The following is a 16,470-nucleotide window of genomic DNA, read 5'->3' on the forward strand; positions in this document are numbered from 1 at the left end:
GAAGACTTTAGTCTATGATACCATTGTTCTCAAGAAAGGATAATGCAGGTGGTGCAATATGAAGTATTCTGAGCGTGGGATAAAAATTAAATTCATAATAATGATCTTGGTTTTCATATTTGTTTTTATAGGATCATTCGGAGTCGGAAGATATCCTGTACCGATCTGGCTTATACCTAAGATTCTCTTATCTAAATTTGTAGATGTAAATACGACTTGGGTCAGAGAAATGGAAACGGTTGTCTTATTGGTAAGACCTCCTAGGATTTTTGCTGCCGTGTTGATAGGGGCCGCACTTTCAACTGCAGGTGCCGTTTATCAAGGACTATTTAGAAATCCGATGGTATCACCTGAAGTTCTAGGCGCTTCTTCGGGTGCGGGATTTGGAGCGGCTCTTGGAATTATAATGGCAGCCGGTTATTTTAGGATAACGATCTATTCGTTTACATTTGGACTTATAGCCGTTGCGCTTACCTATATGATAAGTGCGAGAAGCAAATTAAACAGGACATTGAGTCTAGTGCTTGCAGGCATTATGATAGGTTCTATATTTTCTTCGCTAATATCCTATATTAAACTCGTAGCCGATCCGTTAAATGACTTGCCGGCAATAACCTATTGGCTTATGGGAAGTTTGGCATCTATAAGACCGAGAGATCTATACTTCGTTTTTATTCCTATTCTGCTAGGGCTCATACCGCTCGTTCTATTGAGATGGCGAATAAATATCCTGACTATGGGCGATGAAGAGGCCAAGTCAATGGGAGTTGATACTGGACTACTCAGACTCATAACCATTGTATGTGCCACATTAATAACGGCAGCCAGTGTATCCGTTAGCGGGATGATAGGCTGGATTGGGCTTGTAATCCCACATTTTGCCAGATTGATAGTTGGATATGATTACAAAGTACTTATTCCGGCATCGATACTGCTTGGGTCGACATACTTACTTATAGTCGATGATATTGCAAGAATACTCACTACATCCGAAGTGCCTTTAGGTATATTGACTTCGCTTGTAGGTGCTCCTGTATTTATTCTACTCCTTTTGAGGGAGGATATAGCCAGATGATACTGAATGTTAATAACTTGAGTTTTGGATATGATAAAAGGCTAGTATTAAAAAACTTGAATTTCGAAATTGAAAAACCTGGAGTTTTAGCGGTGGTTGGACCTAATGGCGTCGGTAAGAGTACGCTCTTTAAATTGATGCTTGGACTGTTAAAACCAAAAGAGGGAAGTATCGAGATAGAAAATAAAACTATTTCAGAATATTCAAGAAGAGAACTTGCCAAACAAATGGCATATATTCCGCAGTCACATTATCCAACATATAATTATAGCGTCTTAAACACTGTAATCATGGGGATGGTGGGGGATATCAATATGTTTTCGACACCTTCTAAAAAACATATAGATGCTGCTTTTGAAGCACTATCAGAACTTGGCATTAGTCATCTGGCGACTAGAGGATATGCACAGATAAGTGGAGGAGAAAGGCAATTGACTTTGATTGCAAGAGCTCTAGTGCAAAAGGCAAAGATACTGATTATGGATGAACCAACAGCAAATTTAGATTTTGGAAATCAGTTACATGTAATGGAAAAGATTAGAGAATTATCCAGAGAAGGGTATACGATAATCGTATCCCTACATAACCCGCAACATGCTTTTCTTTATTCCGATACTTCATTAGTACTACATGAAGGATCGGTACTGGCGTATGGGGATACCAAAACAGTTGTAAATCACTCAGTCTTAGAGTCGATTTATAATATAGGCATAAACTTACTAGAAGTGGAAAATGAAGGTGAAACTACACTGGTACCTATGCCAAAAATGAGGAGGAAGAAATGAATCGCAAAAAAATCTTGAGTTTATTATTAGTACTTATCTTACTTCTTTCAGCATGTCAACCTGCAGTTCAAGCTCCACCAAAAGAAACAGAAAAAGTTGAAACAGAAGTAAAAGAAGAACCAAAGGAAGAACCTAAAGAAGAGCCGAAAGAGGAACCAAAGAAAGAGGTAGAGGGAGAAACTACCAAATTTGTCGATTCCGTCGGAAGAGAAGTTGAAATACCTGTCAAACTTGAAAGAGTTGCACCTTCAGGACACTTGGCACAGATGATTATGTACTCGATAAATCCTGACCAATTAGTCGGATGGGGAAGATTACCGAACAAGGATGCACAGAAATTTATACCGCAAAAGTACTTAGACCTACCGGAATTCGGTGCATTTTACGGTGCAAAAGCTGATTTGAATGTAGAGTCCTTGCTTGCAGCCAAGCCACAGATTGTAATAGATTTAGGACAGATAAAAGGTGATAAGATGGCTGAAGAGTTGGACGAGCTTCAAAAGCAAATCGGTATACCGGTAATTTTCATAGAAGCCGAGCTTGATACGATGGTAGATGCATATGAAAAACTTGGCGAAGTTCTTGGCCAGCAGGAAAAAACAAAAGTACTAGCGGATTATGTAAAAACGACACTTGCGATGGCTAAAGAAAATCTTGCAAAACTTAGTGAAGATCAAAAAGGAAAAGTATACTATGGTGAGGGAGAAACAGGACTTCAAACTAACCCACCTCAATCAATTCATGCAGAAGTATTAAACCTCGTAGGAGCAATAAATGTTTCGGACATTCCTAAAACAAGTGGTGCAGGAATGAACGAGATAAGTATGGAACAGTTATTGGGATGGGATCCTGATATAATAGTATTTGGACCTAATTCAGCATATAGTAGTGTTTCTGAAGATCCACTATGGGCAGATTTAAGAGCCGTTAAAGATGGGAAAATTTACGAAGTTCCAATGGGACCTTACAACTGGATGGGAAGACCTCCGGCAGTCAACAGAATCCTCGGTATTAAATGGTTAGGAAACTTATTGTATCCTGAAGTTTTTGATTATGACATGAAAGCTGAAACTAAAGAATTCTATAAATTATTCTATAACTACGACTTAACTGATGAAGAAGTGACCGAACTATTGTCAAAATCAACACTTAAATAATCTTAAGAGCTGTGTCAAGATGTATAAATAAATATACTCTTGATACAGCTTTTGATATGAGGTGAAAAATGAAAAGAATAGAAATAGTAAAATTAAAAAGCATGGCTCTAGAGAAATTTATCAAATCCGGGAAAAAACACCTAATCATTACCGGTAGTATCGGAATTGGTAAAACTACACTTTTAAATGAGATACTAAAAGAACTCAGTTCAGTATCAGGCATTAGAACTTGGCTCGACATCATAGATGAAGAAACCGGGATGAGAGATATAGTACTTAGTGAAATAGGTGAGAATACTGTATACAGAGTAGCCAGTTGGAATGGCGAGAGGATGGAAATCATAGAAGATTTTTTTGAAACGACAGGAAGTCTAATACTGGAGGAGCAATTGAAAAATAACTCAGAGATTTTTGTAATGGATGAAGTTGGTCCCCTCGAAGGAAAATCACCAAAATTTATGAAACTACTATCCCAAATCTTTGAAACCAAAAGAGTGTTTGCAATAATGAAAAAAAGAGCCTCAGCCTTAAATCGAATTTTAGAAACCAATACTGACTATTTCCTAATAGACCTCGATGACTTTTACACAAACATCCCATACGAAACCCTAATAAAAAAACGAATAACAGGTAAATTCAACAACCCCAACCAAAAATAATTCAATATATTAAATATATGGACTGTTGTTAATAGGGGGAAGTATGTGTTATTATAAAATAACGATAAAAATTGTTTACTAACAATCTTGTAATCTTTTTGATTAGTTCTTTATGATATAATGCCTTTGTGTTATAATGTTAATTGAGTCAATATGACTGAAGGAGGAGCAGTAATGAAGAAGAAATTTCTCATTACTTTTCTGGTTGCTGTGATTTTCTTTTCGGGGTCGTATATTTTCTTTTCGAAATATTTAGACGTTCTTGAAGCCGGCAGCCCTAAGGAAGTAATTAAAGGCGTTGATCTTGGTGAAGATAATGTTATCGAACAGGTTGTAAAACATGAGTTATTGTTTTTGTTAACCGGTGTCGACTATAATCAAGATGGAGATGAACAGAATAGAGTTAGAACTGATACTCTTATGATAGTGAAAGTAAATTTAGATAATGGTGAGGTAGATCTTTTATCCATACCTAGAGATACACGCGTACTTATTGGGAATTCGATGGATAAAATAAATCATGCTCATGCATATGGTGGTATGGCTCTTACACTAAGGACGATAAGGGATTGGTTGAATATAGACCTTGACTACTTTGTTAAGCTTGATTTTAAAGCGGTTGAGGAGATTGTTGATGCCATGGGCGGTGTTGAAGTTGATGTACCCGTGCAGATTTACGAGTATCAAACGGGAATATTCCTTGAACCCGGCGTTCAAAAATTAAATGGTAAGGAAGCACTTTATTTTGCCAGATTCAGAGAAGGTTATGAAGATGGAGATCTTGGTAGAGTAAAGGCACAACAGCAGTTAATGCAGCAAATAATTAAGCAGATGATATCGGTAGAAAATTTACCTAAGATTGGGGATTTCTTTACGACCTATGCAAAGCGTGTAGATACTAATATACCCACATCTCTAATTCTTTCTATGATACCTACTGCTTCTAAAATAGATACAAACAATATTCAAAAATATGTTATTCCGGGTTATGCTGATTATATTGATGAAACATCCTACTATATTTACGATGAGGAGGGAACAGCACAGCTTATTAGAAACTTGTTGCCTGAATACATACTTGAAAATTAGGGGTGATTGATATGAGGAAAACAAGAAAGACAGAGCATATTGAGAATTATTTGAAAACAGAGTATGTCGGGGACAATTTATTTGATTATGTAATATTGGAACACAATTCACTGCCAAACCTCTCGTTCGATGAAATAGATACATCTTCCGAGTTTTTGGGAAAGGCAATTGAGTTTCCCTTATTGATAAATTCTATGACAGGTGGAGCTGATATTTCGCTTGAGATTAATAGGGATCTAGCAAAGATAGCGAAAGAATTCGGAATTCCAATGGCTGTGGGGTCTCAGCAAATAGTTCTTGATGAAGAAGACACATCTGAATCTTTCAAAACGGTAAATGAGTTTTTGAAAGAAGAGGATATAATAATAGGAAATTTAAATGCTTCTTCGAGCGTTGAAAATATTATAAAAGCAAGAGAAATTATCAATGCTGATGCTATGCAGCTCCATTTAAATCCTTGCCAAGAATTGGTAATGGAAGATGGAGACAGGAATTTCAAGGGTATACTTGATAATATTGAAAAAGCTGTAAATAATTTGGACTTTCCGATAATTGTAAAAGAAGTTGGATTTGGAATTTCTTATGATGCCGCAAAAAAACTCTATAACGCAGGAGTGAGATACATAGATATCTCAGGATGTGGGGGTACTAATTTCATAGAAATCGAAAACCTTAGAAGAAATGATATAGATTTTTCTGATCTTTATTCTTGGGGAAATCCTACTGCTAAATTACTACATGAATACAGAAAGTTCCCTGAAGACTTGGTGATAATAGCTAGTGGCGGTATAAGAACCGGACTTGATATTGTAAAAGCTTTGGTTATGGGAGCTGATATGGTGGGTGTCAGTGGTGAAGTGCTAAATTATTTGATACATGGCGGATTTGATTATGCAAGAGACTATCTTGAAGGAATAATCTATAAAACGAAGATTGTGATGATGCTTCTAGGCTGTAAAAACTTGGAGGAACTGAAAAAGGTCCCCTATAAAACAGTTGGAAGATTAAAAGATTTACTATATTAAAAAACACGGCCTTGAGCAAAGCTCAAGGTCTTTTTGAGTAGGAAGTGGCAATTTATGTTGATAAAAGCTTTTGGCTATCTAAAAGATTATAAAAAATATTACTATCTTGGCGTCCTTTGTACCGCTCTTGAGACTGCTTTTCAATTGATATTGACACTACTTATGGCTAATATTGTCGATATAGGAATTGTAAATAGAGATATGGATTATATTTTAAAGCAAGGTGTGCTGATGATTGGAATGGCACTAATCTCGCTTTTTTTAGGAAGGGCAGCTGCAAGATTCACAGCGATTACAGGTATAGGACTTGGTGCAGAGTTAAGAAAAATACAATTCGAGGAAATACAAAAATTATCCTTTTCGCAAATCGATGATTTTAAAACCGGTTCACTTATAACAAGACTAACAACTGATATAACCAGAATTCAAACTGCATTTATGATGGCTACGAGAATGCTAATCAGGGCACCTTTGATGATAATAATCGCAGTAGTGCTTGCCATGTTTATAAGTGTACCATTAACGACGGTGTTTATCGTGAGCATACCTGTTCTTGCTATAGGTATTACGCTTTTAATAATAAAGGTTAGACCTCTATTTACTAATATGCAAGAAAGAATGGATGATTTAAATGTAAATATCCAGGAAAATCTTGCGGGGATTAGAGTTGTCAAATTCTTTAACAGAGAAGAAGAGGAGATTGAAGAATTTTCGCTTAAGAATCTCAGTTTAAAAAATATATCTCTAAAAGCCCTTAGGTATATGGTCATGGCCATGCCTTTGGTTCAGGTTTTAACTTTTGGGACGATAATTGCGATTCTATGGATTGGTGGAAATATGGTTTATTCTGGAGATCTTACCATAGGTAAACTTACAATATTTATCTCCTATGTAAACCAAATAATGTTCTTTATGATGATGCTGTCTTTTGTAGTCGTCAGCATTTCAAGATCCATGGCTTCGCTTAAAAGGGTGTTTGAAGTTATAGAAACTGAAAAAGGCATTGATATTACTGCTGCAAATAGTGAAAATATTGTAAAATACGGTAAGATAGAATTCAAAGATGTCTTTTTCAAGTACCATAAGTCGAGTGATGATTATGTGCTAAAAAATATAAATCTAGTTATAGAGCCAGGTATGAAGGTAGGTATATTGGGAGGTACAGGATCAGGCAAGAGTACTCTTGTTCAATTAATTCCAAGATTATACGAGCTGGATAAAGGTGTAATTTTGGTGGATGATGTAGATATCAAGAAGTACTTTCCGGACGAATTGCGTAAAGGTGTATCCATGGTGCTCCAACAAAATACGCTCTTTTCAGGTACCATATCAGAAAACCTGAGGATTGGTAATGAGAATGCTACTGAGTCAGAATTAATCAAGGCCTGTGAAATAGCAGTTGCTCTTGAATTTATAAACAAGCTCGCCGATGGTTTTGATCATATCCTAGAACAGGAGGCATCTAATCTATCGGGTGGTCAGAAGCAAAGACTCTGTATCGCCAGAGCTATACTGACTCATCCTAAGATACTGATAATGGATGACAGTACTTCAGCTGTCGATACTTCAACTGAGCAAAATATCCGGGAAGGAATAGATAAAGAGCTCGGTGATACAACCGTTATTACCATTTCTCAAAGGATAAAAACACTAAGAGAATCAGATTTGATTTTGGTCATGGACGATGGACGCATTGTAGATTTCGGAACCCATGAATCACTTATAAAGAGCTCGGAAATCTACTTAGAAGTTTACGAGACTCAGAAGAAGGTGAATAAAAATGGCTAGGAATAGGGGAAAGATAGATAAGCCGAGAAACAGTATGAAGGCTTTTATGAGACTTCTCAGTTATTTAAAACCTTATAAATACATCGTTATACTATCTTATTTCTTGATGCTATTGTCGAGTTTAGGATCAGTAGCTACGGGTTTTTTACTAAAGCCGATAGTCAATGATTATTTAATCCCCGGAGATTTTAATGGATTATTAAAAATGCTTTTATTACTGACCGGGATAAGTGCTTTTACTGTACTTGCTTCATTTATTTACAGGAGAATTATGCTTGAGGTCTCTCAGAGTGTAATATCATATATAAGAAATCAACTATTTGAGCATGTAGAGTATTTGCCGATTTCGTATTTTGAAATGCATGCTCATGGTGATGTAATGAGTAGATTTACAAATGATGTAGATAATTTAAACGACGCTCTTGCATCATCATTACTGGATTTGGTATCCGCTGCATTTACTTTTACCGGAACTGTAATTGCTATGCTGTTTTTAAGTCCTACTCTGTTTTTGATTACATTTCTATCACTGATCCTTATGATTTTTATAGCGAAATCCATAGGTTCCAAGAGTAGAAAATACTTTAGAAAACAACAAAGGTATTTGGGGGATTTAAATGGCTATATTGAAGAAAAAGTAAAGTGGCAGAAAGTCATTAAAGTTTTCAGGTATGAATCAAAAGCCATAGAGAATTTTGAATTAAAGAATAAGGAATTAAAAAGAGTTCAAACTAATGCCATGGCAGCCTCGTACTCCATGATGCCAAGCATGGTCAATCTCACATATGTGAGCTATGCTATAATATGTGTTTTCGGTGGACTGCTGGCTATAAGAGGAAGTTTCGACATAGGTACATTAATAGCTTATCTTCAGTATTCAAGACAGGTGAGTGGTCCGATAGGCAATGCTACTCAAAATATCAACTCTATATTTTCTGCCCTTGCAGGAGCTGAAAGGGTTTTTGAAGTTCTCGACTTGGAAAAAGAAGTCGATGAAGGTAAGTATGAATTAGTAAATATAAGAAGTGAAAATGGTCAAATTATAATTTGTAGCGATACTCGTTGTAATAGATGGGGTTGGCATAATAAGGAAACAGATGAAATTATTGAGCTTAAAGGTAGAATAGAGTTCAAAAATGTAAATTTCGGATATATTAAAGATAAGCCCGTCCTGAAAAATATTAGTTTTTATGCCGAACCGGGACAAAAACTTGCCTTTGTAGGATCGACAGGAGCCGGGAAGACAACCATAATGAATCTGATCAACAGGTTCTACGAACCGGATTCAGGCGAGATAAGCTTTGATTCCATAAATATTAAAGACATTGCAAAGGCAGACTTGAGAAGGTCCTTTGGCATCGTACATCAAGAGGTCAATTTATTTACCGGAACTATAGAACAGAATATAGAATATGGCAGGAAGGACTCGACCAAAGCTGAAGTAATTAAAGCTGCGGAACTTTCGAATGCATCTTCCTTTATAAAACATTTAAAGGATGGTTATCAAACGGTTATTGGAGGTTCAGGTGCCGAACTCTCACAAGGAGAGAAACAGCTCTTATCAATTGCCAGAGCCGCTATTGCCGACCCTCCCGTGCTCATACTTGATGAAGCTACGAGTTCTGTGGACACCAGGACTGAGAGGATTATACAGGAAGGCATGTATAATCTTATGAAGGGAAGGACCGTAATGGTCATAGCACATAGGCTCTCTACAATTCACGACTCAGACGCTATATTCGTTCTTGAAGATGGTGAAATCATCGAAAGAGGGAATCATGACGACCTGATTTCACAAAGAGGTCGATATTACGACCTTTATACAGGATTAAGTATATTAAGTTAATTTCCATGGGGTGAAGAATGGATAAAAATATAAAACTATTAGAAGGAAAAATACTACAGGTTCTATTGAGATTGTCCGGACCTCTTATGGGGACTGCATTTGTACAGATGGCTTATGCTCTTACGGATATCATATGGATAGGAAGAATAGGAACAAATGCAGTGGCAGCCTCGGGAACGGTGGGCATGCTTATTTGGTTTTCAAATGCCTTAATGCTGATTCCAAGGGTCGGTATGAGTATAAGGTCATCCCAAGCGTACGGAGCCGGTGATTTAAAAGCCACTATGAAGAGTTTTAGGAACGGATTCCAACTTGCCATACTAATGGGGCTCGGATTATGTGTGCTAATGATTGTATTTAGAAATCAGATAATCGGGTTTTTCGGCTTGGTACCAAATGTTGCTGAGATGGCAATACAATACCTATCGATTATCGCACTGGGCTTCGTTTTCAGTTTTATTAATCCTGTACTTTCCGCCAGTTATAATAGTATGGGTAATTCAGTTACTCCTTTTCGAATGAATGTTATAGGACTCGTATTAAATATAATACTGGATCCGATTATGATATTCGGATTCGGATTTATTCCCGGCATGGGGATAAGAGGAGCAGCTGCGGCGACGGTATTCTCTCAGATGATTGTAACGATACTATTTGTCGTTTTAATCTTCAAAGAAAAAGATTTGGTTTATAGATCCGGCTTAAGAAAAGCCATCGATACTGAAGAGATGATTGGTATTATCAAACTTGGAACGCCATCCTTTTTTCAATCGGGCATACATTCCGCTGTGACCATGATTTTGAATAAATACATGGCGTTTTATGGAGCAATTCCGGTTGCGGTATACTCGGTTGGGTCGATGATCGAGTCGATTTCTTGGATGACGACAGATGGATTCAGTGCTGCTCTGGCTGCATTTACGGGACAAAACTATGGGGCAAAAAACTTTGGGCGGATTAAGGAAGCCTTTAAACTGAGTACCATAATAGTTACTATCCTAGGACTATTTGTTACACTTTGCTTCTTTTTATTCGGTGACCCACTATTCAGAATATTCCTTCCAAATGATGAAGCTGCAATAGCACTCGGAATAAAATACCTTAAGATAATTGGATTGTCTCAGGTGTTTATGACTATCGAAATCGCATGCACAGGGGTTTATAACGGGATAGGAGAACCTAAGACACCTGGAATCATAGGAGTGGTATTTAATATCCTCAGAGTACCTCTTGCTCTAGTATTGATGCCTGTATTCGGAGTTCTCGGAGTCTGGATATCCATGTCTATTTCTGCCGGTTTAAAAGGTATAGTGAGCATCGGTATACTACGGGGAAGAGTTGATAGATTGTTGGTGGCCAGAAAAATATAAAATCATAAAAAAGGTAGAATATCAGTACAAACTAAATCCTGATAAACTACCTTCTTTTTTGTTTTTAAACGGGGTCAGGGTTGATTTAATTGACTTTTTCGTATATAAATCCATAAAACTTGGTAAAACTCGCGTTTGATGTTTTATATATGTAAATAAATTTATATATATTAATCCAGAATAGCCTTGATGATAATTTTTTATCTACTATTAGCGAATTATAACATGCATCATTACAATATGAAGAGTAGTTAAATTTACTCTAAATTTATGGGCATAATCAATTGATACTTTACGAATATAGTCACTTTTATTCTATAATCTAGATTTCTTAGAATAATTCTCTTATCACTGAAGACAATCTCTTGATGAATTAATTATACTAAAAAAGAACCTATCATTTCGATAGGTCCTTTTGAGTTTAAATAGATCTTATGCAGCAGCTTTTTTATTCTGCTTTAAGATATTGTTTTTGTGTAATTGCTTTTTTGATTTCTCCTGCTAGCATAGGGATTAACGCAAATCCTATGATTACAGCCCAGTCCATTGCGCTTGGAACTATTACGTTAAATATATCTCTTAGGAAAGGAATATATAGAACGAGTAGTAGCAGTCCAAATGAAAGACCTGTTGCATATACCATAAATCTATTGCTTAGAACTCCGATTCTGGCAAGTGTAAAATGAGAACTTCTCGCTGAGTATGCTCTTAGCAGTTCTGCAGTTATAAGAGTTGAAAATGCCATCATTCTGGATCCTTCTGAGCCTGATCCGTAAACTTTCATACCATAGAAGTATGCGCCTAGAGTTGCTGCGGTAATCGCTATGGCTTGAACAGCTATTGAGAATCCGGTTTTCTTGTCTATTATTGCTTCATTAGGATCTCTAGGTGGCTGGTTCATAATATCTTCTTCACCTTGCTCAACTCCCAGTGCTAATGCCGGGAATGAGTCTGTTACCAGGTTTAACCACAATAATTGTATTGGAGTCAATGGAAGAGGTACATTTATCAGTATCGCAATAAATACTATCAATACTTCTCCGATATTACATGATAATAGGAAGGATACGAACTTTTTGATATTAGAGTAAATTATCCTGCCTTCTTCAACGGCATTTACTATTGTGGCAAAGTTATCATCGGTTAGGATTACATCGGAAGTGTTTTTCGCAACATCTGTTCCGGTTATACCCATAGAGATACCAATATCGGCTTTCTTTATTGCAGGTGCATCATTTACACCGTCTCCTGTCATTGCTGCAATATGGCCATTTTCCTTAAGTGCAGTCACGATTTGAACTTTATTTTCCGGAGAAACCCTAGCAAAGATTCTCTTCTTCTTGACGATTTCTCTTATTTCTTCAGTACTCATTGCATTAAGCTCTCTACCCATTATGGCGTCTTCTTCAGAGCTTGAAATACCTAAGTCTCTTCCTATTGCATATGCAGTTTCCAAATAGTCTCCGGTAATCATAATAGGAGTAATACCTGCTGATTTACATTCTGCAATGGCATCTTTCGCCTCAGGTCTAGCCGGGTCAATCATTCCCGTCAAACCGACGAAAATCATGTCTCTTTCAATATGTTCATGATCAACTTCAATCGGCATGGAGTCGTATGATCTAAAAGCGAAAGCAAGAACTCTAAGAGCTTGGAGAGCAAACTCGCTATTGGTGTCCATTATATCTTGTCTATCTTTTTGTGACAGTTCTACAACTTTACCATCTACCAGCTTATGAGTACATCTTTCCAGAATAAGATCCGGTGCACCTTTTGTAAAGGATACGATTTTACCTGGTAAGAAGTTTTTGTGGAAGGTTGACATCATCTTTCTTTCTGAGTCAAAAGGTATTTCATCTATCCTAGGATAGTCGGCTTCCATTTTTGATTTTTCAAGATTCTTTTTACCTGCAAAAGTAATCAGTGATCCTTCTGTTGGATCTCCTATCATTTGATACATATTACCATGCTTCTCAAGTTTTGCATCATTTGCAAGCATTGCAATGCTCATCAATGTAAACAGGGAAGAGAACTCTCCGTCTTCGACCTCATGACCATCATAAACTATATTTCCAAGCGGTTCATAACCGGTTCCCTCGACTTCGACGACTTTATCGTCTACCAAGGCTTTAGTAACGGTCATTTCGTTTTGAGTAAGAGTACCGGTTTTATCTGAACAAATAACCGTTGTGGTTCCCAGAGTTTCAACTGCGAGTAATTTTTTGACTATCGCATTACGCTCTGCCATTCTACCCATTCCAAGTGATAATACTATGGTTACAATAGCGGCCAATCCTTCAGGAATTGCAGCTACTGCAAGTGATATTGCCATTAAGAACATCTCGTAGATTTCGTGTTTATAAAACAGACCTAAAATTACTACGACAATACAAACGCCGACGACTATAAGTCCAAGTAGTTTCGACAATTCGGTAAGTTTCTTTTGTAGAGGAGTTTGTTCGTCCTCATAAGATTGAATTGTGGTTGCTATTTTTCCAATTTCAGTTCCATGTCCTGTCTCTACGGCAATACCCATACCCCTACCATATGAAACTATGGTTGAACTGTAAGCGTAGTTTTCTCTATCTCCAATTTCAATTGTGTCCTGATATACTACACTTGCATCCTTTTCTACTGGAACTGACTCTCCTGTCAGTGACGATTCATCGATTTTTAAATTTGCACTCTCAATAAGTCTTATGTCGGCTGGTACTATGTCACCTGTTTCAAGTCTTATTAAGTCTCCCGGCACAATCTTGCTGGAAGGAAGTGACTGTTCAACTCCGTCCCGTATTACCTTGGCATTCGGCGAAGACATCTTCTGGAGTGCTTCAATAGCTTGCTCTGCCTTACCTTCTTGATATAGACTAAGTACCGCGTTTATTATTACAATTGCAATTATAATTACTGCCTCTACATAATCTCCCAAGAATGCTGAAACAATACTTGCAAGTATCAAGATGATTATCAGCGGATCTTTGAACTGTTCTATCAGCTTGGCGGCTAAGGACTTTTTCTCTTCTTCTCTCAACTCATTCGAACCATGCTTAAGAAGTACATATTCAGCAGTCTCCTGAGTCAAGCCCTTTTTAGGATCTGTTTGAAGTTCGGTATACAAATCCTCCGGTTTTTTCTTATACCATTCCATTTTCATCCCCCTTTATTTTGCTTGTTCAATATAAAAAAGACCATTGTCCAAGCGAAGCTTAAACAAAGGTCTTGCTTACCTAAAAGGTGTCATGCCGGGCTATCGCCGTATTGACGACATGAATTTAATGAGCTACTCCCCTTCGTTAGTAAAATTATATAATAAAAAACGCTTAAATTCAAGAGATAAAGCCTCTTTTGTATCGATATCATTTATGCAAATATATCAATGCGCATTTTTATTACCTGTGTTATTAAATTTTTTATGAAAAATATAGCCGAAATGTAGGTAGAATATTATAAAAAACTTATACAAAAACGTAGTTTTACTATATAATGTATTATGAAATGGAGGTATTATATGAAATTCTGTTCGCTTGCCAGCGGTAGTAGTGGGAATTCATTATATATAGAGACTGAAAAGTCGAAATTTTTAATAGATGCCGGACTAAGTGGAGTTAGGATACAAAAACTCCTTAGCAGCATAGGTGTAAAAGCTGAAGAACTGGATTTTATCATGGTGACCCATGAGCACACAGATCATTCCAAAGGTGTAGGTGTGCTTTCGAGGAGATTTAATCTTCCAATTGTGGCGAACTATGATACTTGGCTTGCCATGGATAAGACTATTGGTAAGATTAAAGATGAAAACATCATAGTGTTCAAGTCGGACATGGATATAGAACTACGCGATGTTGACATACATCCTATGTCCATATATCATGACAGTGCTTCCGCAGTAGGTTATATAGTAGAATCAAAAGGAAAGAAAATATCGGTACTGACCGACACGGGATTTGTTTCTGAAAAAATGAAAGAGAAAATAAAGGGAAGTGATCTATACTTTCTTGAAGCAAATCATGATCTCCATATGCTGGAGACGGGACCTTATCCTGAACTCTTAAAAAAGAGAGTTAGAGGTCTAAACGGACATCTTTCCAATATAGACTGTGGTAATGTCTTGGGTGAGATGCTTAGAGGAATGGGAGAAAGAGTGTTTTTAAGTCATTTGAGTGAAGAAAACAACACCCCACAAAAAGCATTGAGGACCGTAGTTGAATACTTGAGATCCATTGGAATGGATACGGATAATGATGCATTTATTAAAGTTGCTGATAGATATAATCCGAGTATGTTAATAGAGCTTTAGGAGATAGAAAATGAAAATAAAGATTATTGCGGTAGGTAACTTAAAAGAGGAGTATTTAAAGGATGCCGCAACCGAGTATAGAAAACGTCTAGGTAGATACAGTAAGATTGAAATAGTAGAAGTTGCCGAGGAGAGATTGTCGGATAAAGCTTCTCAAAAGAACATAGAAAACTGCCTTAAAAGAGAAGAAGACTATATATTACAACATATTAATGATACAGAATATGTAATTATAATGGCGATTGAAGGACAAATGATAACGAGTGAAGAACTGGCTATGAAAATATCTGATTTAATGGTTACGGGACAAAGTGCTATCACATTCGTAATCGGCAGTTCACATGGTTTATCTGATGGAGTTAAGAGAAGAGCGAACCTAAGCTTATCTCTATCCAGAATGACCTTCCCACATCAACTAACCAGGGTAATACTGCTTGAGCAAATCTACAGAGCATTCAAAATCAATCATAATGAACCTTATCATAAATAAGAATGCAATATAGAGCAGACAGCTGCTCTATTATTTTGTGGTAGATAAGAAACTATAGGAGTGAAAATGGAAGAGATATTAAGTATAAATGAAATTGAAAAATCACTAATCAAGAGGTACAGAAAACATATTTGGTCAAAATTCATCAAAGCTGTTAAAGAATATGAGTTAATTTCCGAAGGTGATGTAATAGCGTCTGCTATATCCGGAGGAAAAGACAGTTTAATTTTGGCGAAATTGCTTCAAGAATTACAAAAACATGGTCCTGTGAAGTTTGGATTGGAATTTATAGCCATGGATCCGGGATATGCAGTGGAAAACAGGGAGAGACTGGAACAAAACTGCGAAGCCTTGGGAATACCGGTCAAGATCTTTGATACCGATGTTTTTAAAGTAGCTGACAAAATCTCTGCGGACAATCCCTGCTATATGTGTGCTAGGATGAGAAGGGGAGCTCTTTACAGTAATGCAAGGGAACTGGGGTGCAATAAGCTGGCGCTCGGTCATCATTTTAACGATGTAATAGAAACGACCATGCTCAATGTTTTAAGAGCGGGATGCTTTAAGACCATGATGCCGAAATTAAAATCAGATAATTTTGAAAATATGGAGATAATTAGGCCGCTGTACCTTGTTAAGGAAGAATATATAATAAGGTGGATAAATTATACAGGAATAAAAGCCCTCGACTGCGCTTGCAGTGTGGCAGCAAAAAGTGTAGGTTCTACAAGAGTCGATATCAAGGAACTCATTGAAAAATTAAACGAGGAACATGTAAATCTCGACATCTCCATCTTTAGAGCAGCTGAAAATGTAAACTTGGATATGGTTATAGGATATGAGAAAAATGGAGTTAAGCATAATTTTCTGGATGAGTATTAGGTAAAAG

The 16,470-nt window shown here is 36.9% G+C and carries 13 protein-coding genes; 12 read left to right on the forward strand and 1 reads right to left on the reverse strand.

From position 1 onward, the window contains the following. Positions 1–58: 58 nt before the first annotated feature. From VZL98_00370 to VZL98_00410, 9 genes are all read left to right on the forward strand, one after another. The gene (locus tag VZL98_00370) at positions 59–1,075 is read left to right on the forward strand and encodes an iron ABC transporter permease (protein WVH63440.1); all 1,017 of its coding nucleotides are present in this window, start codon (positions 59–61) and stop codon (positions 1,073–1,075) included. Beyond that, positions 1,072–1,860 carry an ABC transporter ATP-binding protein gene (locus tag VZL98_00375; protein WVH63441.1) on the forward strand — a complete coding sequence of 263 codons (789 nt, stop codon included), beginning with the start codon at positions 1,072–1,074 and terminating at the stop codon, positions 1,858–1,860. The genes VZL98_00370 and VZL98_00375 overlap by 4 nt, the downstream gene beginning before the upstream one ends. Next, positions 1,857–3,017, forward strand: coding sequence for an ABC transporter substrate-binding protein (locus tag VZL98_00380; protein ID WVH63442.1), 1,161 nt, complete (start codon positions 1,857–1,859; stop codon positions 3,015–3,017). The genes VZL98_00375 and VZL98_00380 overlap by 4 nt, the downstream gene beginning before the upstream one ends. Before the next feature lie 68 nt (positions 3,018–3,085). Then, on the forward strand, positions 3,086–3,676 hold the full coding sequence (locus tag VZL98_00385) for a nucleoside-triphosphatase (protein ID WVH63443.1): 591 nt from the start codon (positions 3,086–3,088) through the stop codon (positions 3,674–3,676). A 174-nt stretch (positions 3,677–3,850) separates the two neighbouring features. Continuing rightward, on the forward strand, positions 3,851–4,765 hold the full coding sequence (locus VZL98_00390; protein WVH63444.1) for an LCP family protein: 915 nt from the start codon (positions 3,851–3,853) through the stop codon (positions 4,763–4,765). A gap of 11 nt (positions 4,766–4,776) precedes the next feature. Then, positions 4,777–5,790, forward strand: a complete 1,014-nt coding sequence (fni, locus tag VZL98_00395; protein ID WVH63445.1) for a type 2 isopentenyl-diphosphate Delta-isomerase — start codon at positions 4,777–4,779, stop codon at positions 5,788–5,790. Positions 5,791–5,844: 54 nt separating this feature from the next. Further along, positions 5,845–7,578, forward strand: a complete 1,734-nt coding sequence (locus tag VZL98_00400; GenBank protein WVH63446.1) for an ABC transporter ATP-binding protein — start codon at positions 5,845–5,847, stop codon at positions 7,576–7,578. Further along, on the forward strand, positions 7,571–9,424 hold the full coding sequence (locus tag VZL98_00405; GenBank protein WVH63447.1) for an ABC transporter ATP-binding protein: 1,854 nt from the start codon (positions 7,571–7,573) through the stop codon (positions 9,422–9,424). The genes VZL98_00400 and VZL98_00405 overlap by 8 nt, the downstream gene beginning before the upstream one ends. Before the next feature lie 17 nt (positions 9,425–9,441). Further along, positions 9,442–10,794: an MATE family efflux transporter gene (locus VZL98_00410; protein ID WVH63448.1), complete on the forward strand. Its 1,353-nt coding sequence runs from the start codon at positions 9,442–9,444 to the stop codon at positions 10,792–10,794. 448 nt (positions 10,795–11,242) lie between these two features. Here the strand turns inward: VZL98_00410 and VZL98_00415 are convergent, their stop codons facing one another. Continuing rightward, positions 11,243–13,942 (reverse strand): calcium-translocating P-type ATPase, SERCA-type, encoded by a 2,700-nt coding sequence (locus tag VZL98_00415; GenBank protein ID WVH63449.1) that lies wholly within the window; start codon positions 13,940–13,942, stop codon positions 11,243–11,245. Positions 13,943–14,302: 360 nt separating this feature from the next. Between VZL98_00415 and VZL98_00420 the strand changes: the two genes are divergently transcribed. The 3 genes from VZL98_00420 to VZL98_00430 all read left to right on the forward strand — a co-directional run bounded on the left by VZL98_00420 (position 14,303) and on the right by VZL98_00430 (position 16,463). Beyond that, a complete protein-coding gene (locus tag VZL98_00420) occupies positions 14,303–15,091 on the forward strand; it encodes an MBL fold metallo-hydrolase (GenBank protein ID WVH63450.1) in 789 nt (262 codons plus the stop codon). A 10-nt stretch (positions 15,092–15,101) separates the two neighbouring features. Continuing rightward, the gene (gene rlmH, locus VZL98_00425; GenBank protein WVH63451.1) at positions 15,102–15,581 is read left to right on the forward strand and encodes a 23S rRNA (pseudouridine(1915)-N(3))-methyltransferase RlmH; all 480 of its coding nucleotides are present in this window, start codon (positions 15,102–15,104) and stop codon (positions 15,579–15,581) included. A 66-nt stretch (positions 15,582–15,647) separates the two neighbouring features. Next, the gene (locus VZL98_00430; GenBank protein ID WVH63452.1) at positions 15,648–16,463 is read left to right on the forward strand and encodes an ATP-binding protein; all 816 of its coding nucleotides are present in this window, start codon (positions 15,648–15,650) and stop codon (positions 16,461–16,463) included. Positions 16,464–16,470 lie beyond the last annotated feature (7 nt).

The sequence above is a fragment of the Peptoniphilaceae bacterium AMB_02 genome (assembly GCA_036321625.1).
GTDB classification, from domain to species: domain Bacteria; phylum Bacillota; class Clostridia; order Tissierellales; family Peptoniphilaceae; genus Microaceticoccus; species Microaceticoccus formicicus.